General features: G+C 72.2%; 17 protein-coding genes. 14 read left to right on the top strand and 3 right to left on the bottom strand.

The genetic code is table 11. From position 1 onward, the window contains the following. Window positions 1-71: 71 nt before the first annotated feature. On the top strand, window positions 72-989 hold the full coding sequence (locus DB32_RS32370; RefSeq protein ID WP_053239031.1) for a hypothetical protein: 918 nt from the start codon (window positions 72-74) through the stop codon (window positions 987-989). Window positions 990-999: 10 nt separating this feature from the next. Here the strand turns inward: DB32_RS32370 and DB32_RS32365 are convergent, their stop codons facing one another. Continuing rightward, window positions 1,000-3,105 (bottom strand): IPT/TIG domain-containing protein, encoded by a 2,106-nt coding sequence (locus DB32_RS32365; RefSeq protein ID WP_157069640.1) that lies wholly within the window; start codon window positions 3,103-3,105, stop codon window positions 1,000-1,002. 225 nt (window positions 3,106-3,330) lie between these two features. Between DB32_RS32365 and DB32_RS32360 the strand changes: the two genes are divergently transcribed. The 9 genes from DB32_RS32360 to DB32_RS32320 all read left to right on the top strand — a co-directional run bounded on the left by DB32_RS32360 (window position 3,331) and on the right by DB32_RS32320 (window position 12,955). Next, on the top strand, window positions 3,331-3,822 hold the full coding sequence (locus DB32_RS32360; RefSeq protein WP_053236512.1) for a hypothetical protein: 492 nt from the start codon (window positions 3,331-3,333) through the stop codon (window positions 3,820-3,822). 122 nt (window positions 3,823-3,944) lie between these two features. Beyond that, window positions 3,945-6,182 (top strand): PEGA domain-containing protein, encoded by a 2,238-nt coding sequence (locus DB32_RS32355; protein WP_169791627.1) that lies wholly within the window; start codon window positions 3,945-3,947, stop codon window positions 6,180-6,182. Window positions 6,183-6,288: 106 nt separating this feature from the next. After that, window positions 6,289-7,335: a hypothetical protein gene (locus DB32_RS32350; RefSeq protein ID WP_157069639.1), complete on the top strand. Its 1,047-nt coding sequence runs from the start codon at window positions 6,289-6,291 to the stop codon at window positions 7,333-7,335. Window positions 7,336-7,471: 136 nt separating this feature from the next. Then, complete coding sequence (locus DB32_RS32345) at window positions 7,472-8,137, top strand: RNA polymerase sigma factor (protein WP_157069638.1); 666 nt, start codon at window positions 7,472-7,474, stop codon at window positions 8,135-8,137. A gap of 70 nt (window positions 8,138-8,207) precedes the next feature. Beyond that, entirely contained in the window at window positions 8,208-9,461 is a 1,254-nt protein-coding gene (locus tag DB32_RS32340; RefSeq protein WP_157069637.1) for a FecR domain-containing protein, read from the top strand. Further along, window positions 9,458-10,684: a hypothetical protein gene (locus DB32_RS32335; RefSeq protein WP_053236507.1), complete on the top strand. Its 1,227-nt coding sequence runs from the start codon at window positions 9,458-9,460 to the stop codon at window positions 10,682-10,684. The genes DB32_RS32340 and DB32_RS32335 overlap by 4 nt, the downstream gene beginning before the upstream one ends. A gap of 34 nt (window positions 10,685-10,718) precedes the next feature. Further along, complete coding sequence (tmk, locus tag DB32_RS32330; RefSeq protein WP_053236506.1) at window positions 10,719-11,372, top strand: dTMP kinase; 654 nt, start codon at window positions 10,719-10,721, stop codon at window positions 11,370-11,372. Window positions 11,373-11,434: 62 nt separating this feature from the next. After that, window positions 11,435-12,019, top strand: coding sequence for a TetR/AcrR family transcriptional regulator (locus DB32_RS32325; protein WP_053236505.1), 585 nt, complete (start codon window positions 11,435-11,437; stop codon window positions 12,017-12,019). A 57-nt stretch (window positions 12,020-12,076) separates the two neighbouring features. Continuing rightward, window positions 12,077-12,955: an SDR family oxidoreductase gene (locus DB32_RS32320; RefSeq protein WP_053236504.1), complete on the top strand. Its 879-nt coding sequence runs from the start codon at window positions 12,077-12,079 to the stop codon at window positions 12,953-12,955. A gap of 15 nt (window positions 12,956-12,970) precedes the next feature. Here the strand turns inward: DB32_RS32320 and DB32_RS32315 are convergent, their stop codons facing one another. Beyond that, on the bottom strand, window positions 12,971-13,444 hold the full coding sequence (locus tag DB32_RS32315) for a hypothetical protein (protein WP_157069636.1): 474 nt from the start codon (window positions 13,442-13,444) through the stop codon (window positions 12,971-12,973). A 67-nt stretch (window positions 13,445-13,511) separates the two neighbouring features. Between DB32_RS32315 and DB32_RS32310 the strand changes: the two genes are divergently transcribed. Genes DB32_RS32310 through DB32_RS32300 form a run of 3 tightly spaced genes read left to right on the top strand, consistent with a single transcriptional unit; the run spans window position 13,512 to window position 17,882 of the window. Continuing rightward, window positions 13,512-15,005, top strand: a complete 1,494-nt coding sequence (locus DB32_RS32310) for a PEGA domain-containing protein (protein WP_053236502.1) — start codon at window positions 13,512-13,514, stop codon at window positions 15,003-15,005. Next, complete coding sequence (locus DB32_RS32305) at window positions 15,005-16,411, top strand: integrin alpha (protein ID WP_053236501.1); 1,407 nt, start codon at window positions 15,005-15,007, stop codon at window positions 16,409-16,411. The genes DB32_RS32310 and DB32_RS32305 overlap by 1 nt, the downstream gene beginning before the upstream one ends. Window positions 16,412-16,436: 25 nt before the next feature. Continuing rightward, window positions 16,437-17,882 carry a sigma-54-dependent transcriptional regulator gene (locus DB32_RS32300; RefSeq protein ID WP_053236500.1) on the top strand — a complete coding sequence of 482 codons (1,446 nt, stop codon included), beginning with the start codon at window positions 16,437-16,439 and terminating at the stop codon, window positions 17,880-17,882. A gap of 53 nt (window positions 17,883-17,935) precedes the next feature. Here DB32_RS32300 and DB32_RS32295 read toward each other — a convergent pair whose 3' ends face one another. Continuing rightward, window positions 17,936-19,075 (bottom strand): TIR domain-containing protein, encoded by a 1,140-nt coding sequence (locus DB32_RS32295; RefSeq protein ID WP_075097680.1) that lies wholly within the window; start codon window positions 19,073-19,075, stop codon window positions 17,936-17,938. Between the two features lie 144 nt (window positions 19,076-19,219). Here DB32_RS32295 and DB32_RS32290 point away from each other — a divergent pair, with 144 nt between their 5' ends. Further along, window positions 19,220-20,608 (top strand): sigma-54-dependent transcriptional regulator, encoded by a 1,389-nt coding sequence (locus tag DB32_RS32290; protein ID WP_053236498.1) that lies wholly within the window; start codon window positions 19,220-19,222, stop codon window positions 20,606-20,608. Window positions 20,609-20,673 lie beyond the last annotated feature (65 nt).

Here is a 20,673-nt window from a genome sequence, read left to right as displayed (position 1 = left end):
CAACCCACGTTGAGGTTTCCCTCAATTTCGCCACGCTCCGCCCGGAACGAGACGTGCGCATCCGCGCCGCCGTGACCCAACCTCGCCTCATCGAGCCCGGCGCCGTCTACCTCGTCACGCGCCGCGTCGTGCGCCGCCATCACCTCTTCGCGCCCGACCCGAGGATGAACCGCATCTTCCTCTACACACTCGCGGTCGCGGCGATGCGCGTCGGCGTCCGAGTCCACGCCGCCGTGCTGATGAGCACGCACGAGCACCTCGTGGTGTCCGACCCGCTCGGCCGCCTCCCCGAGCTCCTCCACTACCTGCACCGCCACGTCGCGCTGGCGACGAAGGTCCTCCGTCGCTGGGACGGCTCCGTGTGGGACCACGAGCCGACGAGCGTCGTCGAGCTGCGCACGCCCAACGCCGTCGTCGAGAAGATCGCGTACGCGATCGCCAACCCGGTTGCCGCGTGCCTCGTCCCGCGCGCGAAGGACTGGCCCGGGGTCAAGACGCGCCCGGAAGAGCTCGGCAGCGCGACGTGGCGCATCGAACGTCCCACCGAGTACTTCGGGCACGACGACGACAAGTGGCCGCCGTTCATCGAGCTGCACCTCGAGATGCCCGGCGCCGCCCGCCAGCTCGACGTCACCGACGCCCGCTTCCGCGAGCTCGTCGCTCACGAGGTCGCAGCGCTCGAGTCGGCCGCGCGCGCACGCGCCCGCGAGATCGGCGGCACGTTCCTCGGCGCCGACCGCTGCGCCAAGCTCTCGCCGTTCCGCCGCGCGACCTCGCGAGAGCCGATTCGCGAGGCGAGCCCCACCTTCGCGGTCGGGCGCGGCAACCACGACGCGTGGCGCGAGTCCGCGGAGCGCATCCGCGCATTCCGCACGGCCTATCGAGACGCGCGCGAAGCCTGGCGTCGCGGCCGGCGCGACGTCCCATTCCCATTCGGCACGTGGTTGATGCGCGAGGAGCACGCGGCGGTGATCGCCGCCGCCGCGTGACCCCGAGAGCTCACTGCAGCGTGAACGGCGTGCTCTCCGCGCTCTGCCCCGAGCGCGTCTGAACGCGGAACGTCGCGGTGCCCATCATGCGCCGGTGCACGTTCAGCTCGAGCTCGACCGGCGAAGCGCGGCGCACGCGCACGCGCTGCCCGCCGAACGTCACCCACTGATCGTTGGGGCGCGCGCCGAAGCCGTGCCCGCGCACGATCACGGTGCATCCCTGGCGGACGCAGCCGCGGCTCTCGACCGAGGTGATCGCCATGCCGCCCGGGGGCGGCGTGACGTCGACGCGCGGGCTCGCCTCGCGACCGTCGGCGGTGCGCACGGCGAGCGCGCCGCTCGAAGCGCCCGTCGGCACCACGACGCGAATCTCCGAGGCGGTCACGAACGTGTAGGGCACCGGCGTCGACACGCCCGCGAAGCGCACCTCCATGCCCGTCGCCGTGAACCCGCTGCCGCGGATCGTCAGCCACTGCCCCGGGTACGCGTTCGCCGGCTCGACGCCGGTGACCGCGAACGCGCCGAGCACGTCGAACACCTGCTGGCTCACGGCGCTGCCCTGGAGGCGCACCGTCACGCGCAGCTGCCCGCTGGTGGCGCCCGCGGGGATGACGGCCTCGATGCGCTGATCGGTCACCGAGCGCAGCTGCATGCGGCGATCGCCGATCGTCGCCTCCACGAGCGCGGCGTTGTTACCGAAGCTCGCACCGTGGATGGTCACGACGCTGCCCGGGAGGCCCTGCGCCGGCTCGAAGCGCGCGATGAAGGGCGGCGTGGTGACGACGAAGGGCTGGCTCGAGCGCGCGGTGCCCGCGTTCTGCACGTCGATCTGGATCGGCCCGCTCGACGCGGCCGGCATGCGCACCCGGAGCTGGGTCGGCGCGGCGGCGATCACCTGGGCCGCGACGCCCGAGATCGAGACGCGATTCTGCGCCGCGACCGGGCTGAAACCGCTGCCGGTGATCACAACCTCGGTGCCCACGCCGCCGCTGCGCGGCTGGAAATCTGCGATCGCCGGCGCGCTGAGCACGCTGAACACGCCGCTCGAGCGCACCGGGCCGACGCCGTTGATGATCACCGAGATCGGCCCGGTGCCCGCGCCCTGCGGCACCTCGACGACGATCTCCTGCGGCGACAGCCCGCGCACGACGCCGAGCACGTTGCCGAAGATCACCTGCACGACGCGAACGTCGGTGCCGAAATTGGCGCCGCGGACCCGCACCATCGAGCCCGGCGGCCCCGCGGGCGGATCGAACGACGCGACCACCGGCGCGGCCTGCACCACGAACGGCGTCGCGGAGTACGCGCGACCGGTGCGCCGCACGTCGACCATGATCACGCCGCTCGTCGCGGACGGCGGCACCTCGATGACGAGCGCGGTCGGCGACGCGCTGACGACGCGAACCGCGGTGTTGCCGATGAAGACCTGCTGCCCGCGCGGCGAGCTCTGGAAGCCCGTGCCGCTGACCGTGACCTGCGTCCCCGGCGCGCCCACCGCGGGCGAGAACCCGGTGATCGCCAGGGGCACGCCGATCTGGAGATCGAACGGCGCGACCGTCTCCCCCGAGCCCGCGACGCGCACCGAGAAGCGCCCGCTCTGCGCGGTCGGCGGCACGATGACGACGAGCTCGGTCGGCGTCGCCGTGCGCACCACGACCCCGACGCCCCCCAGCGTTACGAGGTTCTCGGTGATGCGCGGCGAGAAGTTCTCTCCGAGGATCCGCACCTCGCCGCCGGGCGCGACGACGCGCGGCTGAAGGTCCGTGATCACCGGCGGCGGCGCGGCCGCGAGCACCCGGAACTCGGGGCCGATCGTTGTGGTGACGCCGGGGACCTCGACCGCGATGCGCCCACTCTGCGCGCCCTGCGGGATGCGCAGCGTCCAGCGGTTCGGCATCTGCGAGAGCACCTCGACCGGCTGCCCGGCGAGGCGCACCTGCTGCCCGGGCCGGAAATAACGGCCGACCATCTGAACCACGGTCCCCGGGGGTCCCGAGGTCGGCTCGAGCCGCTCGATCACCGGCGGCGGTTGCTCGACCTGCGCGTGGGCCGGAAGCGCGAACAGGGCGGCGAAGAGCGCGAGCACGAACGGGAGGGCGCGAAGCGTGGGTCTCATGCAAATCCTCGAAGAGCGGAGCCGCTCGGGGGGAAGGGCGCGCGAGCATACGACGCCTCGGTTCTCGACCCGAAACGCGCAGCGCTCGATCGCGTCGGCCTCGCTCGGGGGAGTGACGCGCGCACCTCGCGATCGATTCGTCGCGTCAGGAGCTTGCGCGGAGATCCCTCCGTCGTGTAAGCCACGGTTCACCTGAACACGAGTTCAGGCATACGGAGGCAGGCCGTGCACGACGACATCCGCGATCCCGTTCCCGCTCTCGCCCGCGAGATCCTCGATTTGTACCGCGGTCCACTCACCGACGTTCGCTTTCCCGACCTCGATCGCGCGATCCTCGAGACCGCGGAGGCCGAGCTGATCGAGGCCCAGCGCACGCTCGAAGCGGCAGAGCGCGCGCTCGAGGCGGCCCGCGCGGTGGTGGCGGAGCGGACCGCGACGCTGACCGCGAAGGCCCAGCGCGGCCTCTCGTACGCGAAGGTGTTCACCGAGGACCAGCCCGAGCTGCGCGAGCGCGTGACCGCGATCGCCGCGCTCGCGTCGGTGGTGCGCCGCGCCGAGCCGGCGCGCGACGAGGCGGCGGCGGCGAACGCCCCGAAGAAGCGCGGTCGTCCGCGCAAGATCCGCGAGGAAGACGGCGGCGCGCCGCTGTTCGCCGACGGCGCGCCGAGCACCGACCTCGAGGTCGACGGAGAGCTCGCGGACTCCGAGGCGGCGTAGCGCTCGACGGAAATCCGTTCTCGCGGCAACTGTCCCGGGTCGACCGCCCGGCTTGATTCCCGGACGCGCTCCCGGGTATGGAGGACTGGCGTCGGCAGTTTCGCGCACAAACCGGAGGCGGAATGGCTCGAGCGACTCTTCGTTCCTTGGCCTGGGTGGCGATCGCCGCGCTAGGCACGCTCCTCTCGCTCACAGTTCCAGCGACGCGCGCCGAGGCGCAGCGAGGCATCCCGGTCAACGTCGAGTCCGTTCCCCCCGGCGCGACCGTCTATCTCGACAGCCCGGACGGCGCGCCGCTCGGCACCACGCCGCTCACCGCGGTTCGCGTGCCCGCGGGCGCGCACACGCTGATCTTCCGGATGCCGAACTTCGAGGAGGCGCGGCTCACGGTGACGGTGCGTCGTCGCCGCGAGACGTTCCGCGCCGTCCTCCGACCGCTCGGCACCATCGAGGTCAGCGCGGGCAACGAGGGCGCGCGGGGCGCGCAGGTGCGGATCGACGGTCAGGTCGTCGGCGGAGGCACGCTCGGATCGCTCCCGATCCGCGTGGAGAGCCTCCAGCCGGGCCGGCACCAGGTCGAGATCTCGCGCGAGGGCTACAACAACTTCGAGCAGTGGGTCGAGGTGCAGGGCGGGCAGGTGGTCCGCGTCACCGCGATGCTCGAACGTGCGGCGCCGACGACGGGATCGATCCTCGTCAGCGCCGACATCCAAGGGGCACCGATCTTCCTCGACGGTCAGCCACGAGGCGCGACCACGACGGTGCTCGACGACGTGCCCGCGGGCATGCACCAGATCGAGATCCGACCGGAGGGCGAGGACGTCCAGCCGTTCTCGCAGCAGGTGCTGGTGCAGGCGGGACAGCGCGCGACCGTGAGCGCGACGCTCCGCCGCGCGCAGACCGCGCCGACGACCGGATCGATCGCGGTGATCACCGACGCGCCGAACGCCGAGGTGCGCATCAACGGTCAGCCGCTGCCGCTCGGCACGTTCTCGCGCGACGGGCTCGCGCCGGGCAACTACGTCGTCCAGGTGATCGCAGAGGGCCACCAGCCGTTCCGCCGCGAGGTCACGGTCACGGCGGGGCAGACGACGTCCGTCGACGCGCAGCTCGCGCGCGAGCTCGGACCGCCGGGCCGTATCAACATCGTGGTCGCGAACGTCTCGGGCGCGCGCGTCACGGTCGACGGCGAGGAGCGCACCGCGCCGTTCGTCGTGAACCAGCCGGAGGCGGGCACGCACGCGGTGGTGGTGCGCGCCGACGGGTACGAAGAGGTCAGCTTCACGTGCTCGACCGCGCCGGGCGCACCCGCGGGTGACGCGTGTGATCGCACGATCAACATGCAGCCCCTCGCGGTCGCGCTGCGCGTGACGCTGCAGCAGGAGATCGAGGGCGTCGCGGTGCTCTCGATCGACGGCCGTCAGGTCGGCGAGGTGCCCTACGAGGGCCGCGTGCCGGTGGGCGATCACACGTTCGAGGTGAGCGCCGAGGGCTACGAGCCGTTCCGCCGGCAGATGCTGGTGAGCCACGGCGAGGGCGCGATCACGATCGACGCGCGGCTGCGCGACTCGAGCGAAGAGGCGGCGGCCGAGGGCACGACGCACTCGGCGCTCCCGATCGCGATGAACCACCCGATGATCGACGCGTCGATCGGCTGGCCGTACCTCGCGGAGCTGCGGCTCTCGATCGGCCTGCACGAGCTCTTCGATGCGGGCTTCGGGATCCGGACGTTCGGCCGCATCACGGAGTTCGAGGGTCGCCTGCGCTTCGGTGGTCGCGTGCTGCGTCAGCTCGCGTTCGGCGCGCAGGCGCGCTTCGGCGGCGGCATCGGGCCGAGCTCGAGCGTCGGCGCGCCCGACTACTCGGAGTTCGACGGCGATCCGACCACGCCCGGCAGCCAGCCGCTGCCGAACGAGCTGCACCAGGAGTACCGCCCGGGCGTGCCCGGCGAGGCGCGCTGGGACTACCCGGTGAACACCGCGTTCTTCTCGGTCGAGGGCCTGATGTCGCTCCTGCTCGAGCCGCTCGCCGCGGTGACGCTGTGGCTCGGCATCGACATCACGAGCGACGAGTACGCGGGCAGCGCGCGCAACTCGAGCGCCTACGCCGACTTCAACGCGGAGGGCGGGGCGATCTGCGTGACCGATGGCACCGAGCTCCACTGCGATCGCCAGGACATGGCGCGCTTCCGGCTCGGCGGCGCGGTCGAGTTCGTGCTCAGCCCGAACTTCAACATGTGGTTCATCTTCGAGGGCGTGCTCGCGCAGACGAGCGATCACCGGCGCATGCTGAGCGGCTTCATCGGGGACGCGCTGGACATCCGCATCTATCCGCGGCTCGGCATCACCTACAAGTTCTGACCTCGCGGTCGGAACGCTCGCGATGCGCCCCGGGACGAGCTTCGTCCCGGGGCGCGTCCGTTTCGGAAACGCCGTCACCGCGCGCGGCCGGTGGTACGTTCGCACCGTGGTGCGCGGCCTCGCGCGGATCTTCGCTCTCGTGCTCCTCTTGCTCGCGCCGAGCTCGCTCGCCGCGGCCCAGGAGACGTCCGCGGGCGCTGCCCCACGACGGCCCGAGCAGCTCGATCCAGCAGCGCCGCTGACGTTGCGTCCCGAGGGCCCGCTCCGGCCGCTCGCGGAGCGCGTCGCGCGGATGCTCTCTTTGCGCGCGCAGGTCGCGATCACGGTCGGCGAGCCGCCGCCGCCCGGCGTGCCCGAGGCGGTGCCCGCCGCGCACGTCGGGCTGATCCGCGAGGGCGCCGAGGTGCTCGTGACGCTCGGCGGGCCGCAGGGCCTGCTCTATCAGAGCCGCCTCGATCTCCCGCCGGCGCGCGACGCGGCGGTGCGCGCGGTGGCGCTCGCGGTGGAGGCCCTGCGCGACGCCGCGCTCGAGGGACCGCCCCCGAGCGATCGCGCCGAGGGCCCGGGCGCGCGCCCCGGTGAGCGCGTGAGCTTCGTCTACTACGAGCAGGAGGGCGGGCTCTTCGGCGTGCGTCGTCGGATCGAGCCGATCGCGCGCCCCACGATCTACCTGCGTCTCCTGCTCGGCTTCTCGACCGCGCGCGACACCGCGCTGGTCGGGCCGGGCGTGGGCGTCGGGTTGTGCATCGACATGAGCTGTCTGGTGCTCGAGGGCGATCTCCCGCTGATCCCCGAGGAGCGCTCGACGTCGCTGGGCGAGATCGTCCAGTACCGGCCGATCAGCGTCGGCATGCGCTTCCAGGTGCGCCCCTGGAGGTGGGGCGACTTCGTGCCCGGGCTCACGTTCGGCGTGCTGACGCGCTTCGGAAACGCGTGGATCGAGGCGACCGACGCGTCCCAGACCGTGACCGCGTTCGGTCTGCGCGGCACGCTCGAGCTCGCGTGGATCTTCGCGGCGCCGTTCGAGATCGTGCTCGAGCCGGGCATCGATTTCGTCAGCAATCCCGCGCGCTTCGTGCGCGAAGGAGAGGTGATCTTCCTCGAGGACGTGGTGACGGTGTGGGGCGTGATCGGCGTGAGGCTGCGACCGTGATCCGTGCGACGATGCGGAGCGCGCCCGTTCCGTCGGCGCTTGGAATTCTCGGCTGTCGAGGACGACCCCCCGGCGTGATGGACGTGACCACGAGCACGCGCGAGAGCGCTCTGGAGCCGCTCGAGAGGGCGCTGCCGTGAGACGGGACGTGGCGATGCGCGTCATCGACGGGGGCGGAGCCGACGCTGGGCGCGCGGAGTCGCGCTCTCCGGTGGACCAGGAAGAACGGGCGCTGCTGACCCGCGCAGCCGCGGGCGACGACGCGGCGGTCCGGCGGCTCTACCGCGACCACGTGGACCGCGTGTTCCGCACCGTCGCGCGGATCCTCGGCTCGAGCGATCCCGACGTGGAGGACGTCGTCCAGCAGACCTTCCTGGCCGCGCTCGACGGCGCCGATCGCTTCGACGGACGCTCGAAGCTCTCGACGTGGATCATCGGCATCGCGACCCGTCGCGCGCTCGATCAGGCGCGCGATCGCTGGCGCCGCTCGCGCTGGCAGCGCGTGACCGAGTGGGTCGGCCTGGGGCGCGCCGCGGGGCGTCCCGACGACACCCACGACTCGAAGTCGCTCGCCGAGTGGGCCCTCGCGAAGCTCACCCCGGACCAGCGCACGGTGTTCGTGCTGCACGAGGTCGAGGGGCACACGCTCGCCGAGGTGAGCGCCATGACCGGCACCGGCATCTCGACGCTGCACGCCCGCCTGGTCGCGGGCCGGAAGCGGCTCGATGCGGCGCTCGCGTCGATCGGCGCCGAGACGAATTCGCTTCCGGGCGGTGGAGGAGACGATCATGACGCGACGTGATGCGAGCGCGCGAGCCGTGGAAGCGCTCCGAACGTCGCCGCCGACGCTCGACGAGCTGCGGCGTGCGCGAATGGAACGGCGGCTGGTCGACGCGGTGTCGCGCGGCGAGCGCGCGCGCGAGGCGGACGCGGCGCGCGAGCCCCGCGGTGGGCGTGCGTGGGCTGCGGCGGGCGGCGCGCTCGCGGTGGCGGCGGTGGTCGGGCTCGCGGTGATCGTGCGCCCGGCGCTGCTCGGTGAGGAGCGCCCGGTGGCGCGCTTCGAGATGGGCACGGCGAGCGGGACGCTCGACGTGGGCGGAGCGCTCGAGGTCGGTCCGGGAGAGCGCGCCGAGGTGCGCCTCGGCGGCGTGGAGCTGGATCTCGAGGGCGGCAGCGCGATGCGCTTCGGCTCGCTCGACGTGCGCGACGTGCGCGTGGAGCTGACGCGCGGCGGGGTGGACGTCGCGTTCCATCCGCGCGAGCGCGGGCGCGAGCGGCTGAGCATCGAGACGCCGAGCGCGCGCGTCGAGGTGGTCGGCACGGTGTTCTCGGTGCGGCTCACGGGCGGCGCGACGCGCGTCGCGGTGCGCGAGGGCACGGTGCGTGTGGTGCCGCGCAGCGCGTCGGAGAGCGCGGTGCTCGTGCACGCGGGCGAGAGCGTCGAGATCGAGAGCGCGCAGGCGGCGGCGGCGGCGCGCGAGCCCGCGGCGGCGCGCGAGCCCGCGCTCGAGACCATCGAGCCGGTGGTCGCGCCGATCGAGCCCGCGCCGCTCGAGACCGCCGAGCCGGGGCCGATCACGCGACGCGTGACGACGACGAGCGCGCCGATCCCGACGAGCGTGCCGCCCGCGCAGCCGGAGGCGCCCGAGGTCGTCGCCGACGAGGCCCCGAGCGCCGTGGTGCAGCCGCCCGACGTGATCCCGGTCTCGCCGCGACAGCGGCTCGCCGCCGCGCGTCACGTCCTCGAAGACCTGCGCGATCACCCGCGGGCTCGCGCGATGCTCGCGGAGCTCGTGCGCGATCGTGCGGCGCCGATCGACATCCGCACCGAAGCCCAGGCGATGATCGGCGACTCGCTCCTCGCGACCGGCGAGGCGCGCGAGGCCGCCGACGCGTTCGAGCGCGCGGCGACGCTGGGACGCGGCCGCGCCGAGGGTGCGAACGCGATCTTCGCGCTCGCGCGCGCGCAGGAGGGTGCGCTGCGCGATCGCGACGCCGCGCGCGCGACCTACGTGCGCTATCTCCAGGAGGCACCGCACGGCCCCCACGCGCAGCTCGCGCGCGCCGCGGTGTGTCGGCTCGGTGGAGACCCGTCGGTCACGTGTCCGGGAGGAGGCGCGCGGTGAGCTCCCGCGCGATCGCGATCGCGCTCGCCGCGCTGGCGATCGGCGGGTGCTATCGCGACGTGACGCTCAGCGATCCGCTGTGGCGTGACGCGGCCGTCTCGCGTCCCGATGCAGGCGCGGCGATCGATGCAGGCCTGCGCGACGGCGGATGGCGCGAGCCCAGCGGCATGTGCACGGGGTCGACGCCGGTCGATCTCCTGATCGTCGTCGACTCCTCGAGCTCGATGGCGGAGGAGCAGGACAGCCTCGTCGCCCAGCTCCCGCGGCTGATCGGCGAGCTCGTCGACCCGCCCGATCGCGACGGCGACTCGCAGCCCGACTGGCCCGCGATCACCGACCTGCACGTCGGTGTGATCACGCCCGATCTCGGCGTCGGGGGCTACACGATCCCGAGCTGCGACGACGAAGCGAATTTCGGCGACGATGGCGTGCTCCGCGAGGTCGCGTCCGCCGACGGATGCAGCGCGACGTACCCGCCGATCCTCGAGTTCGGCGCAGGGGACGACCCCGCGGCGTTCGCGAACGACGTCGCGTGCGTCGCGCGCGTCGGCACCGGCGGGTGCGGCTTCGAGCAGCCGCTCGAGGCCGCGCTCAAGGCGCTCTCGCCGTCGACGCCGCAGCCGTACACCGCGCCGGACTACGTCCCGCCCACGTTCGTCGCGGGCACGTCGGGGCACGCCGACGGCGCGAACGCGGGCTTCCTGCGCGACGGATCGCTGCTCGCGGTGATCGTCCTCACCGACGAGGAGGACTGCTCGGTGCGCGACGTGGAGCTCTTCGACACCTCGTCGCCGCGCTACGTGACCGATCTCAACCTGCGCTGCTTCGCGTACCCGGAGGCGCTCCATCCGGTCGAGCGCTACGTCGGTGGGCTCCTCGCGCTGCGCGCCGATCGCCCCGATCTCTTCGCGCTCGCCGTGATCGCGGGCATCCCCGCGGACGCCGCGGTCCCGCTGCCCTCGCTCGACGACTACGAGCGCATCCTCGCGCGCCCCGAGATGGAGGAGCGCGTCGATCCCGAGATGCCGACGCGGCTGGTGCCCTCGTGCAACGGGCCCACCGGGATCGCGTTCCCGCCGCGGCGTCTGGTGCGCGCGGTCGCGGGCGTCGGGCGGGGCCGCGGGACCGTGCAGTCGATCTGCCAGGAGGACTTCACGCCCGCGGTCGCGCCGATCGTGTCGCTCATCGGGCGTCGTGCGTGCGCGGAGCACGCGCCGCTCTGATCGCCTCGCGTCCCGCCGTGATAGGGTCCGCCGCATGATCGAGGGGCTCTTCATCGTCCTCGAAGGCGTCGACGGCGCAGGCACGACGACGCACACGAAGCGACTCGCCGACGCGCTGCGCGAGCGCGGCTTGCCGGTGCACACCACGCGTGAGCCGAGCGACGGCCCGATCGGCGTGCAGATCCGGCAGATCCTCACCGGGCGCATCGTGGTCCCGGGCATGACGGGGCCGCGGCCTCCCTCGTGGACGACGATGGCGCTGCTCTTCGCCGCCGACCGGATGGACCACATCGAGTCGTCGATCACGCCGAACCTGATGGACGGCGTCACCGTGATCAGCGACCGCTACTACCACTCGTCGGTCGCGTACCAGTCGATCACCGGCGGCGGCGAGGCCGAGACCGTCGCGTGGGTGAAGGAGATCAACCGCCACGCGCGGCGGCCCGACCTCACGATCGTGCTCGACGTGCCCGACGAGGTCGCGGCGCGTCGGCGCGCGGCGCGCGGTGCGAGCCGCGAGCTCTTCGACGACTACGAGCTGCAGACCCAGCTCGCCGCGTTCTACCGGCGCTTCGCCGAGCACTTCCCGGGCGAGCGCATCGAGTTCGTCATCGCCGATCGCGACGTCGAAGAGGTCGCCGCCGACGTGCTCGCGATCGTGAAGCGCCTCCGGCGCGACCCCGACTGAGGCGCGCGCGCCGTCGCTTGACCGCTCGAGCCCCGTCGCGTACGGAATGAACGTTCCGTCGCATGACCCCGCCTCGCAGCGACCCCGACACCGGCAAGCGCGACGTCATCCTCGACGCCGCGCTCGAGCTCTTCGCGGAGCGCGGCTTCCACGGGACCGCGGTGCCGCTCGTCGCGGAGCGCGCGAAGGTCGGCGCGGGCACGATCTACCGGTACTTCGAGAGCAAGGAGCACCTGGTCAACGCGCTCTACCGCCGCGAGAAGCAGCGGATGACCGCGGCGCTCGCCGACGGATTCCCGTTCGATCAGCCGCCGCGCGAGCAGTTCCACGTGCTCTTCGAGCGCGCGATCGCGTTCATGAAGGGCAACGCGATCTCGGTGCGCTTCCTCGAGCTCCATCACCACGCCGCGTATCTCGACGCCGAGAGCCGCGCCCTCGAGGAGCACGGCAACGCGCTCGTCGAGGCGGCGTTCCGCGCGTCGATCGCCCAGCTCGCGATGCGCGATCTGCCTCCGGCGCTGCTGGTGGCGATCGTGTGGGGCGTGTTCGACGGCCTGCTGCGCGCGTGGTCGGAGGGACGCCTCGAGCTGAGCCCTGCGGTCGTGGCGCAGGCCGAGCAGTGCTGCTGGGAGGCGATCCGACGCTGAGGATCGTCCCTTTTTTTGTCCCGAATGCGGAATGAACGTTCATCCCTGGAGGCGAACATGGCTGCGAAGAAGGTCGTCCTGATCACCGGCGGTACCGCGGGCATCGGCAAACACACCGCGCTGCACCTGCACGCGCGCGGTCACCGCGTGATCGCGACGGGGCGCAACGAGAAGGCGATGGCCGAGCTGCGCGCGCTCGGGATCGAGACGGTCGCGCTCGACGTGACGAGCGCCGAGTCGATCCGGAGCGCGAAGGACGCGATCGATCGCACGACCGACGGGCACGGCGTCGACGTGCTCGTGAACAACGCGGGCTACGGGCTCTTCGGGCCGGTCGAGATGCTGTCCGACGCGGACGTGCGCGCGCAGTTCGACACCAACGTGTTCGGCCTGCTCGCGGTGACGCGCGCGTTCGTGCCGCAGATGCGCGCGCGCGGCGCGGGGCGCGTGATCAACGTGAGCAGCGTCGGCGGGCGCATGGTGTTCCCGCTGGGCGGCGTCTATCACGCGACGAAGTACGCGGTGGAGGCGCTCAGCGACGCGCTGCGGATGGAGCTGCGTCAGTTCGGGATCCGGGTGTCGGTGATCGAGCCCGGGTACATCAAGACGGAGTTCACCGCGACGACGATGGGCCTGCTGCGCAAGTACGAGGCGGAGGGATCGCCGTACGCGCGCGCGATGGCGGTGGCGGGGAAGGCCGACGAGGCGATCGGGCCGCTCGCGGTCGGTCCCGAGTCGGTCGCGCGGGCGATCGAGCACGCGGCGATGTCGCGATGGCCGCGCGCCCGGTACGTCGCGCCGTTCTACAACGCGCTCGGCCCGGTGATGCTCGCGCTGCTGCCGCGCTGGCTGACGGACTGGGCGTTCCGGCGCGTCGCGGGGCTCGACGCGGGCGCGCCGAGCGTGGCGCCGCGACTGCCGGCGCAGGCGGCGTAGCGCGCCGCGGCGGCGTCAGTCGACGATCGGGAAGCGCAGCTCGCGGCGCTCCTCGCCGCGCAGCACCACGATCGTGAGCTCGCTCGCGACGCGCAGCCCGGTCCACACCGTGTAGGCGTGCTCGGGGCGCTCGATGCCCTGGCCGTTCACCTGCACGATCGTGTCGCCCGGCGCGAGGTCGAGGCCCGCGAAGAGCGCCTCGTCGCGCAGCTCGACCACCCGGAACCCGACGAAGCGCCCGTCGCGCAGATCGGGCTCCGTGCCGATGCGCTGGAGGAACTGCCCGAGCCCGGCCTCGAGCACCTCGTCGAGCATCGCGCGCCGGATCACGCTCGCGCCCGCTTCCGGCATCGCGCGCGGCGCGCCCGCGATCGCCTCCTGCTCCGCGTGCGCCGGTGCGGGCGGAGGTGCGCTCCCACACCCGACGAGCAGCAGGATCCCCAGCGACGCCGCGACGCGCATGGGATCGCAGGTACCCGAGACGGCCACGCCGCGTCCAGTTTCGTTCCGCGCCGGAGAAGGGGTGTAGGATCGGGGCGCTTCGCTCGGAGGGTGGATGCGCTGGATCTTGGGGTTCGCTGTCGTGGTGCTCGGGACGAGCGCGGGCTGGGTGCCCGCGGCGCGCGCGCAGGAGCGGTCGTCGATCGAGACGGCCCGCGCGCACATGGAGCAGGGCCAGGCCTATTACCTCCAGGGACGCTTCGGGGAGGCCGCCGCCGAGTTCGAGGCCGCCTACGAGGCCGAGCCCTTCAGCGCGTTCCTCTACAACGCGGCCGTCGCGTACGAGAACGCGGGCGACCTCTCTCGCGCGCTCGACTACTTCCGCAGCTACCTGCAGCGCGATCCCTCGGCGTCGGATCGCGACGCCGTCGAGCAGCGCGTCGCGCGCCTGACCGCCGAGCTCGAGCGTCGTCGCGCTGCCGCCGAGGCGGCTCCGCCTCCGACCGAAGAAGGCGCCCCGCCCGCCGAGGGCACGCCGCCCGCCGAGACCGCCGCGCCCGCCGTCGAGGCCGCGCCGCCGCCCGCCGCGCTTCCCGAGGACTTCAAGTCGCTCGTCTCGGTGCGCACCGACCCCGAGGGCGCGACCATCTCGATCACGCAGGAGGGACGTGAGGTCGCGCGCGGCTCCTCGCCCTTCTCGTACACGCTCGATCAGGGCCGCTACCACGTCCGCATCGAGCACCCCGACTTCAACGTCGCGGAGCAGGACGTCACGGTCGAGCCCGGCAAGGTCTACGTCGTCATCGTCAACCTCAGCCAGGGCGAGTTCCTCGGCTATCTGCGCGTCGTCAGCGACGTGCCGGGCGCGCAGGTCTTCGTCGACGATCGCGAGGCCGGCCCTCGCGGCCGCACGCCCTTCGAGGGCCCGGTGCCGGTCGGCGCGCACCACGTGTGGATCGAGCGCGCGGGCTACGAGACGGTCGAGCAGGACGTCGAGGTCGGCGTCGGTGAAGAGCGCGAGGTGCGCGTCGAGCTGCAGCGCGTCGCGTTCGGTCGCGTGCGCGTGATCGGCAACGTGCGCGGCGCGCGGGTGCGCGTCGACGGCGAGCTCGTCGGCACCGTGCCCTTCGAGGGCCAGGTGCCGGCGGGCGAGCACGTGCTCCGCGTCGAGTCCGACGGGATGAAGGCGTTCGAGCAGCGCATCGCCGTCGCGCGCGGTCAGCTCACGCCGGTGCGCGTGCGGCTGCGCCCCGACGTCGGTCGCGGCGGCGCGTGGGTCGCGTCGACGTTCGCGGTGCTGCTCGCGGGCGGCGGCGTCGCGCTCGCGTTCGTCGCCGAGGACCTGCGCGCCACGCTCGAGCGCGAGCGCGACGCAGGCACGCTCGCGACGAACGACGAGCGCCTCGATCACGGCCTCTACTACACGATCGGCGCCGACACCGCGTTCGGCCTCGCGCTGATCGTCGGCGCGGTGGGGCTCTACTACCTGCTCTACGATCCGCTGCCGCCCTCCGAAGGAACGGTGCTCGAGGCGCGCGACTGGGCGCTCGCACCGATGGTCGATCCGCGCACCGGCACGATCGGTGCGGCCGCGGGAGGTCGTTTCTGATGCGCGCCGTGACGATGCTCGGGATCGCGCTGGTGCTCGGCGCGTGTGATCCGACGGTCTGGGACGGCGTGCGCAACGACGCGCCGGTGCTCGTCATCGACGGCCCCGGTGGCGGCGTCGCCGGCGACTTCGGGCGCGTCGTCGTCGGCTACGAGGCGGACGTCGCGGGCAGCGGCGTGTCGCGCTACGCGGTCAGCGGCGGCGTGGGAGCGCTCGGCGGCTCGGCGTTCTACGTGTTCGGCGGCTACGACGGATTGCCCGACGACGCGACGCCGCGCTTCGAGGGCTCGCTGCTCTTCCAGGGCTGCGACGACGGCGACTGCGCCGAGGGCCACGGCGCGTCGCTCGCCGCGTTCCCCGCGTGGACGCTCGGCGACGGGCGCACGCTGCACGGCTGCATCGCCGCGCCTTCGCTCTCGAGCGGCAGCGTGCAGATCCGCTGCGAGGATCTGACGCTCACCCAGACGATCGCCGGGCCGAGCGGCGAGGCGTTCGGCGCCTCCGCGGCGGGCATCGCGCGCGTGCAGCACCGCGTCGGCGCCGCGCTCTTCGGCGCGCCCGACGCGAGCAGCGGCGAGGGCGCGATCTACCGCCTCCCGATCGGCGGCGGCGCGCCGGTGCGCATCGATCTCTCGGGCGCGATGCTCCCCGCCGCCGCGCACGTGGGCGCGCAGCTCGCGGTCGCGCCGCTCGACGATCGCTCGGTGCTCTTCGCGACGCGCGCCGACCTCGAGGGCGACACCGATCGCGTCGTGATCGGCACGATCGACATCGACGACGCCGCGGTCACCACCGTGACGATCCGCGGCTGCCTCGAAGGCCCCGGCGGCTACGGCAGCGCGCTCGCGATCGGCGATCTCGACGGCGACGACGTCGCGGACGTCGCGATCGGCACCAGCGTCGACGCGATGGCGCAGCGCATCGACGTCATCGCCGGCGCCGCGCTCCCCGCGAGCGCGAGCTGCGCGGGCGACGCGACGCAGCCCGAGATCGCGTCCTCGATCACCTGCCAGGACGTCGGCACCGACGACGTCGCGTGCGGCGACGACGAGCGCATCGGCCTCGGCGCCGCGCTGGCGATCGGCGACGTCGACGGCGACGGCACGAACGATCTGATCGCGGGCGCGCCCGCCGCCAGCCCGGACGGTCGCGCCGGCGGCGGCGCGGTCTTCGTGCTCGCGGGGCAGAGCGGCGCGCTCGGCATGCTGGGCATCCGCAGCGTCGCGCTCCACCACTCCTCGCAGACGCAGGGCATGCAGCTCGGCGCCGCGGTCGCCGCGGTGCGCGGCGACGGGCGCAGCGAAGTGGTGGCGGGCGCGCCCGGAGAGAAGCAGATCGTGGTCTTCCTCTGCTCGGGCCTCGGGGACGACGTGCCCATGGATGGTCGCGAGCGCGGCTGCCTCTGACGGCGGCCGACCAGAGACAGAAGCGATGCGAGAGAAAAAGCAGATCCTGATCGCCGACGACGAGGCGAACCTGCGCCGTGTGCTCGGCGCGCAGCTCCAGCGCGACGGCTACGACGTGCTGATGGCCGAGGACGGAGAGCAGGCGCTCGCGACGCTCGCCGAGAACCACGTCGACGTGGTGATCAGCGACCTGCGCATGCCGAAGCTCGACGGGATGCAGCTGCTGAAGCGCATCACCGCGTCGCAGCCCGAGCTGCCGGTGATCATCATCACCGCGCACGGCACCGTCGACACGGCGGTCGAGGCGCTCAAGCTCGGCGCCTTCGACTACGTCACCAAGCCCTTCGATCGCACGGAGTTCAAGAACGTCGTCGACAAGGCCTCGCGCACCGCCGAGCTGCGGCAGCGCGAGGGCGAGATGGCCGAGCGCGGGCTCATCGGGCAGTCGCCCGCGATGCTCTCGATCTACTCGGTGATCGAGAAGGTCGCGGACACGCCGAGCACCGTGCTGATCACCGGCGAGAGCGGCACCGGCAAGGAGCTCATCGCGCGCGCGCTCCACGAGAAGAGCTCGCGCCACGACAAGCCGTTCATCCGCGTGAACTGCGCCGCGATCCCGCGCGACCTGATCGAGAGCGAGCTCTTCGGCTACGAGAAGGGCGCGTTCACCGGCGCGGTCACGAGCAAGCCGGGCCGCTTCGAGCTCGCCGACGGAGGCACGCTCTTCCTCGACGAGATCGGCGAGATCCCCGTGAACATGCAGGTGAAGCTGCTGCGCGCGATCCAGGAGCAGGAGTTCGAGCGCGTCGGCGGCATCAAGACGATCGAGGTCGACGTCCGCCTCATCGCCGCGACCAACCGCGACCTCGCGCAGGAGATCAAGGAGCAGCGCTTCCGCGAGGATCTCTACTACCGCCTCAACGTCGTGCAGATGCGCTTGCCGCCGCTGCGCGAGCGACAGGGCGACATCCCGCTGCTCGTCGAGCACTTCGTGAAGCGCTTCCGCGAGCGCCTGAAGAAGTCGCGCGTGGTCGGCGTGGGAGACGCGGCGATGGAGGTGCTCCTCGCGCATCCGTGGCCGGGCAACATCCGCGAGCTCGAGAACGTGATCGAGCGCGCGATGCTGTTCTGCGACGGCGAGCGCATCGACGTCGGCGATCTCCCGCCCGATCTGCGCGTGACCCCGCCGAGCTCGCCGGGATCGCACGCCGCGGTGGCGAGCGCGCGCCGGGCCGAGATCGACGAGGACGACGACGAGGATCTCGGCGAGGAGCCCACCGCGAGCGGCGAGATCGGGCTCAAGGAGCTGGTGCGCGAGGCCGCGGCGAAGGTCGAGCGCGAGCTGATCGTGCGCGCGCTGCAGCAGACCGGCGGCAACGTCACGCACACCGCGCGGCTGCTCAAGATCTCGCGCAAGAGCCTGCAGACAAAGATGAAGGAGCTCGGCCTGCGCGAGGCGCGCGAGGACTGACTCAGGAGGACTTCGTACGGGCAACGTCGCCTCCTCCGTCCGCGGATCGGACGCTACGTGCGGAGGATGTTCTCGCGCTCGAGGACGCGGCGAACCTCCTCGAACTGCGCCTTTACGTTGCCCTGCGGAAACCTAATCTGCGTGATCCCGCTGATGTTCGAGAACTCCTCGCAGCCCTCCTCCAGCAGAACGATCGCGCGCTCGAACCCAAGCCGGCCTTGGAACAGCCCGACCTCGTGGATCACGTTGGCTCGCGCCTGCAGCTTCCCTTCAGCGGTTTCGTCCTCGGCTGTCATCAGGAGAAAGGCGAACGAGGACGCATCGAGCATTTCCTCCAATCGCTCCTTCGTAGATCTGCCGGCGTTCGGCTCCCGATTGAACTCCTCCCAGGGAAGGCGCAGTCGATCTTGAATGAAGTCCTTCAGGTCACGCCAAGCGGGCGAGCGGCCGTGGCCGATGAAGATCTTCCCGTCGGTTCGAGCGACTGTCCTACCTCTCATGTTGTGCCTCTTCTGCAGGTAGGTGGCGACGTAGCGGATCTGCTTGCCCAGCTCCGCTACCTCGTGGCCGTAGGAGAACTGCTCGGCGAGTCGCGCTTGCACCTGGATATGAGGCGCGACCTGCAGTCCCTCCTGTATCGCGCGGCGGTCGCGACTCATTAGCTGGCGCGGGGCGAGTGCGCGCGCGAAATCCGAGCCGGAGACATGGCTGGTCAACTTCGCGATGTCGGCACGCGCTTTTCGAACCGAGCCGTCGTCGTGGGCGGCAAGGATCGCGTCTAGCGTCGGCACGATCTCGGCCTGAACCGCCTCGAAGACCGCCGCGGCCGCCGCAGCAGCTGTGTCAAGACGATCCCAGTCGCTGTCCGACGCTCGCGCGGCCTCGCTGATATAGCCCACGATGTAATCGTGGTCGTACTCCGCCCACTCACCTTGCGTTGTGTTTAGCAGCCCGGATCCTATCCCCGCTCCCCACTCAGTGTCGAAGTTCTCGCCTGGCCGGCGCGGCTGCAGCCCATCGGTGTAGACCCGCGCCTGATATCCGATCCAGGAGCCCGACCACGCTCGTTCCACCTGGGAGATCGCCTCGCCCACGCGCTTTCGCAACGCGAGTAAGTCGTCAGTCTCGAGTTGTCGGGCTGCGCGTTCACACCTGCGTGCTGCGCGGACAAGGTCGTCGAGAACGTCGTCCATTCCTCACTCCGAACACACGCATTGTGCCGCGTCAACCCGAGTCGGCGTCGTAGTCGGCTTTCCTCTCGTCTGGCAACACTCGCTAGCACCGCGGACGATGCGTCCGCTCTCCCGCTCGCGTTCGACACGCGGCATCATGCGGCCATGCCGCGCGCCGCGATCCTGGTCGTCGACGACGAGAAGAACATCCTGAGCACGCTTTCGCGGGCGCTCCGCGTCGAGGACTTCGACGTCGACGTCGCGGGCAGCGCCGAGATCGGGCTCGAGAAGGCGCGGGTGCGCGCGTACGACGCGTACCTCGTCGACGTGAACATGCCGGGCATGGACGGGCTCTCGCTCATCCGCGCGCTGCGCGACGCGCAGATCGACGCGCCGGTGCTGGTGATGAGCGGGCAGGGCACCATCGAGACCGCGGTCGAGGCGACGCGCCTCGGCGCCCACGACTTCCTCGAGAAGCCGATCGGCACCGATCGCCTGCTGCTCTCGCTCGAGCGCGCGCTGCAGTTCACCAAGCTCGCGCACGAGAACGAGTCGCTGCGCGAGCGCGTGGGCGAGGCCTCGGGCCTCATCGGCGAGAGCGCGCCGATGCGCGGGCTGCGCGATCAGATCTCGCTCGCCGCGAGCGCGAGCGCGAACGTGCTGATCATGGGCGAGCGCGGCACCGGCAAGGAGCTCGTCGCGGCGGCGATCCACCGCGGCAGCAAGCGCAACAAGGGCCCGTTCGAGAAGCTCAACTGCGCGGCGGTGCCGAGCGAGCTGATCGAGAGCGAGCTCTTCGGGCACGAGGCGGGCGCGTTCACCGGCGCGACGAAGCAGCGCCGCGGCAAGTTCGAGCGCGCGACCAAGGGCACGCTCTTCCTCGACGAGGTGGGCGACATGCCCTCGCCGATGCAGGCGAAGCTGCTGCGCGTGCTCCAGGAGGGCGAGATCGAGCGCGTGGGCGGCGGCGATCTGCTCAAGGTCGACGTGCGCGTCGTCGCGGCGACGAACAAGCCGCTCAAGAAGGAGATCGAAGAAGGGCGCTTCCGCGCCGACCTCTTCGATCGGCTCAACGTGGTGCCGCTGCGCGTGCCGAGCCTGCGCGAGCGCATCGAGGACGTGCCGGTGCTCGCGGGGCACTTCCTGCGCATCGCGTGCGCGGCGAACGATCGTCGCGGCAAGAGCTTCAGCGAGGGCGCGCTCGCGCAGCTCGGCCGGCACGACTTCCCGGGCAACGTGCGCGAGCTCCGGAACCTGGTGGAGCGCCTCGTCATCCTGGTGCCGGGCGACGTGATCCACGAGAGCGACGTGCGCGCGCACGTCGGGCAGGGCGGAGCGAGCACGGGCGGCGGGTACTACCGACCGGGCGCGCACCTCGAGGACATGGTGAAGGAGGCCGAGCGCGACCTCGTGCTGCGCGCGCTCGAGCACCACCAGGGGCACATCACGCGCACGGCGGCGGACCTCGGGCTCGAGCGGAGCCATCTGTACAAGAAGATGAAGGCGCTCGGGATCCGCCGGGACGCGACGGGGGAAGTCGGCGGGGACGAGTAGGTCTCGGCGAGAGGCGCGGGGCGGCACGGTCGTGCGGACCGCGGCGCGCTCGCGCTCTGGTAGAG

This window comes from Sandaracinus amylolyticus (assembly GCF_000737325.1).
In the GTDB taxonomy this organism is placed as follows: Bacteria; Myxococcota_A; Polyangia; order Polyangiales; family Sandaracinaceae; genus Sandaracinus; species Sandaracinus amylolyticus.
The sequence above is the reverse complement of the archived record's forward strand: the minus strand, read 5'-3'. Positions and strand labels throughout refer to the sequence as shown.

What these genes read in the sequence shown, in the direction of transcription:
- DB32_RS32365 (WP_157069640.1), bottom strand. Translation starts at nt 3,105, where the DNA reads ATGAGACCCACGCTTCGCGCCCTCCCGTTCGTGCTCGCGCTCTTCGCC.
- DB32_RS32355 (WP_169791627.1), top strand. Translation starts at nt 3,945, where the DNA reads ATGGCTCGAGCGACTCTTCGTTCCTTGGCCTGGGTGGCGATCGCCGCG.
- DB32_RS32340 (WP_157069637.1), top strand. Translation starts at nt 8,208, where the DNA reads ATGGAACGGCGGCTGGTCGACGCGGTGTCGCGCGGCGAGCGCGCGCGC.
- tmk (WP_053236506.1), top strand. Translation starts at nt 10,719, where the DNA reads ATGATCGAGGGGCTCTTCATCGTCCTCGAAGGCGTCGACGGCGCAGGC.
- DB32_RS32325 (WP_053236505.1), top strand. Translation starts at nt 11,435, where the DNA reads ATGACCCCGCCTCGCAGCGACCCCGACACCGGCAAGCGCGACGTCATC.
- DB32_RS32320 (WP_053236504.1), top strand. Translation starts at nt 12,077, where the DNA reads ATGGCTGCGAAGAAGGTCGTCCTGATCACCGGCGGTACCGCGGGCATC.
- DB32_RS32310 (WP_053236502.1), top strand. Translation starts at nt 13,512, where the DNA reads ATGCGCTGGATCTTGGGGTTCGCTGTCGTGGTGCTCGGGACGAGCGCG.
- DB32_RS32305 (WP_053236501.1), top strand. Translation starts at nt 15,005, where the DNA reads ATGCGCGCCGTGACGATGCTCGGGATCGCGCTGGTGCTCGGCGCGTGT.
- DB32_RS32300 (WP_053236500.1), top strand. Translation starts at nt 16,437, where the DNA reads ATGCGAGAGAAAAAGCAGATCCTGATCGCCGACGACGAGGCGAACCTG.
- DB32_RS32295 (WP_075097680.1), bottom strand. Translation starts at nt 19,075, where the DNA reads ATGGACGACGTTCTCGACGACCTTGTCCGCGCAGCACGCAGGTGTGAA.
- DB32_RS32290 (WP_053236498.1), top strand. Translation starts at nt 19,220, where the DNA reads ATGCCGCGCGCCGCGATCCTGGTCGTCGACGACGAGAAGAACATCCTG.